The 2,964-nt window shown below is 63.7% G+C and carries 3 protein-coding genes and 1 pseudogene; 1 reads left to right on the top strand and 3 read right to left on the bottom strand.

Annotated elements, in window-relative coordinates:
* Positions 1-171: 171 nt before the first annotated feature.
* The 3 genes and pseudogenes from KJ554_09380 to KJ554_09370 all read right to left on the bottom strand — a co-directional run bounded on the left by KJ554_09380 (position 172) and on the right by KJ554_09370 (position 1,965).
* Positions 172-423: pseudogene (locus tag KJ554_09380) on the bottom strand (transposase).
* 46 nt (positions 424-469) lie between these two features.
* The gene (locus tag KJ554_09375) at positions 470-1,375 is read right to left on the bottom strand and encodes a nucleotidyl transferase AbiEii/AbiGii toxin family protein (GenBank protein MBU0742545.1); all 906 of its coding nucleotides are present in this window, start codon (positions 1,373-1,375) and stop codon (positions 470-472) included.
* Positions 1,372-1,965, bottom strand: coding sequence for a type IV toxin-antitoxin system AbiEi family antitoxin domain-containing protein (locus tag KJ554_09370; protein ID MBU0742544.1), 594 nt, complete (start codon positions 1,963-1,965; stop codon positions 1,372-1,374). The genes KJ554_09375 and KJ554_09370 overlap by 4 nt, the downstream gene beginning before the upstream one ends.
* Before the next feature lie 153 nt (positions 1,966-2,118).
* Between KJ554_09370 and KJ554_09365 the strand changes: the two genes are divergently transcribed.
* Positions 2,119-2,964 (top strand): IS3 family transposase (locus KJ554_09365; protein ID MBU0742543.1); only part of this gene is annotated, 846 nt, incomplete at its 3' end.

Raw genomic sequence — 2,964 nt, 5'->3', positions numbered from 1 at the left:
TGTGCGGCTACCGGCACCTGCCGAAGCTACGTCAGGCTATCCTGGTAGGACTGGAGATCCGCGTGACGGACAAGGGAGGTAAACTTGCTGCATGAGGTTGGGAGGCCGTGGAGAGTTTCAACTAGGAATGGGATTGACTCCCCCGTGACACAGATTCGCGGCCTTCATGATTTAGACCGGCACCCTTCCTTCGAACACGATTGAGAAGAAGTTTAGAGCCTTCGGCCAGTCCCGGATCGGCATTGTCCATTTCTTCGAGGCCCGCATGACCGCAAAGTACAGGATCTTGCGGACCGAGTCGTCGGTCGGGAACGAGCCCCGCTTCTTGGTCACTTTCCGCAACTGGGCGTTAAGAGATTCGATGGCGTTGGTCGTGTAGATCACTTTCCTAATCGGTTCCGGGTATCCGAAGAACGGGATCACGTTTTCTGAAAACGCTCTCAATACCCACTAACAGCCTCATCACCCTTCACGCCCATCCCTTGCCGGCCACCCAGCGTCTTCCCCCCTCCCCTCCCTCGGACTCGAGCTCCTCGAGCAACGGCCCCAGAAACGCCTCCAGTTCGGCCACGACGTCCCGAAACGCCTTCGGCGCCTGTTCGTCCCGGATCCGATCCAGGAATGCAGACCACTGCACCTGCTTGGCCTCGACGAATGACGGATCGAAGGCCGCCGGATGCCGAGAGAGGCTGGAGTCCCTCCGCTCGAACGTCCGGCGAACGGCTTCCGACAGGATCCCGGCCACGAACTCGTACTGCCGGGACAGCAACCAGATGTCATAGAAGTCCTTCATCCGGCTGTTGAGCTCGCCGTGCCGGACCATGGCCTCGAGCTTCTCCGCGACGACGCTCTCCCGGCTGTAGCACAGCAGACGCGGCGCCCGATCGCCCAGGACGGTCGGCAGCTCGGCCACCACCGGCTCCGGAAAAACGACGTCGCCGAACCCGATGTCCACTTGCATATGGATCCGGGCCGTGCCGAGCCGCCCTTCGAACCTGACCCGCAGCCCCTCGTAGTCCGCATCCGCGGTGATCCGGTCCGCACGGACTGAGGCGGGGTCGAAGTCCAGTCCGTCCGCGTCCACGTGGATGCCGATGACGTCTCGGATCAGATCCTCGATTTCCTCCGCCCGGTTGCTCGTCCGTCCGAGCAGGTCGATATCCATGGTCGGCCTTTGCAGGGGCGAATCCCAGACCCTCAGCAGCAGCGCGCCCTTGAGGACAAACCGCTCTACATGGTCCGAACGGGACAGGCGGTACAGGAACCGCTCCATGGCGTAATACCGGAGCAGCTCGTCGAACGGCCGCTGATCGGTGCGGGCGCGGTTCAGCAGGCGCTGCCGGACGGAGGCGGCGACGTTCCGGGGCGCCGTCACATCAGGGCCTCCAGGTAGGGCCGGATCACGCGATCGACCCGGCAGATCCGGGCGAAGCGCATGACGGCGTCGAAGTCGGGCCGGCGTCGCGCCCGGTAGGCCTTGAGCGCCTCCTGGACGACGTCCATGCCGATCCGGTTACGGAACTTGACGCAGTCGGCCAGGGTCTTCTCGGGGCCGTAGATCCTGACCGGCGCCCCGTCGAGCCGGTGCGTCTCGACGCCCGCCGCATGAGCCTCGGCGCCGAAGAAGTAAGTCCGCACCGGCGGATGATCCAGCCGGGGCGCGCGGCTCCCCCGCCGCACGGCGACGGAGACCTCGTGGGGGATCTGCGTGGTCATTCCGTGGAACGCGAGCGCCGAGACCAGGCACACCACCCCGTTCGGGATCCGCAGTCCGACGGTCACCAGGTCGGGATTGCCGATCGGGGGGAGGTCCACGAGGCGGTAGATCCCGCGGCTCACCCGCTCGATCACGCCCTCGTCCCGCAGTTTGTAGAGCCGGTAGCGGCTCAGCCCGAGCCTAAGGGCTTCGCTCATACGCAGTTGCCCGCCGTGACTCCTGAAGAGATCCTCCGGTCGTTTGGCCATGAGTCCTCCAAACATACTGTCTACACTTACTCACATGTGCAGACACTATGTACGACGACGTCCAATTGCAAGAATATTCCCGTCCAATCGCCAGTTTCGTCGCATCCAGATGTCACACAAGTCACGGCTCAACCCGCCGATCCTCCACCGATCATGATCAAACTCATCTTCGGCTTCCTGACATCCCTGCTGCGCACCCGCCACGACCTGCACCTGGAGAACCTCGCCCTGCGCCAGCAGATCCTGGTCCTAGAGCGCACCACCCCCAGACCCGCCTTCACCGCCCTGGACCGCCTGTTCTGGGTCGCGCTGAGTCGGATCTGGTCCGACTGGCACAAACCGCTGCGCCTGGTCAAGCCCGAGACGGTCATCGCCTGGCACCGCAGGCTGTGGCGGGCGTGGTGGCGGCGGAAGTCGCGGCCCGGCGACCCGGAACGCCCCCGCATCCCCTGGGAGCTGATCGAGCTGATCCGCCGCATCTCGCGGGAAAACCCGACCTGGGGCGCGCCGCGCATCCACGGCGAGCTGCTCATGCTCGGCTACGACGTGAGCGAGGCGACCGTCGCGCGGTACATGATCACTCGCAAGGGGCGACCGACGCAGAACTGGAAGACATTCCTGAAGAACCACCTCGACCAGACAGTTGCCATCGACTTCCTGACCGTGCCGACGGTCATGTTCCGCACGCTCTACGTGTTCGTGGTGCTGTCGCTGGATCGGCGGCGGATCATACACATCAATGTCACATACAACCCGACCGCCGGGTGGACGGCGTTGCAGCTCTTTCAAGCATTTCCGTTCGAAACGGCGCCGCGGTTCCTGATTCGCGACCGGGACGGGATCTACGGGTACGAGGTGGAACGGGCGGTCAAGGAGTTATGGTCAAGAGTTGTGTATGACCCCTCAGGCAGCGACATCCTCCACCCCGTCGATGAACACGATTCCCTCGACCACTTTCCCAAGCAACGCATAACCGCTGAGCTTCCTCCACCTTTTCTG

It is taken from the genome of bacterium (genome assembly GCA_018814885.1).
Classification (GTDB): Bacteria; Krumholzibacteriota; Krumholzibacteriia; order LZORAL124-64-63; family LZORAL124-64-63; genus JAHIYU01.
Note: the sequence above shows the minus strand (reverse complement) of the source record. Positions and strands in the feature narration are given on the sequence as shown.

Coding starts and splice junctions, on each gene's coding strand:
- KJ554_09370 (MBU0742544.1), bottom strand. CDS start 1,965: ATGGCCAAACGACCGGAGGATCTCTTCAGGAGTCACGGCGGGCAACTG.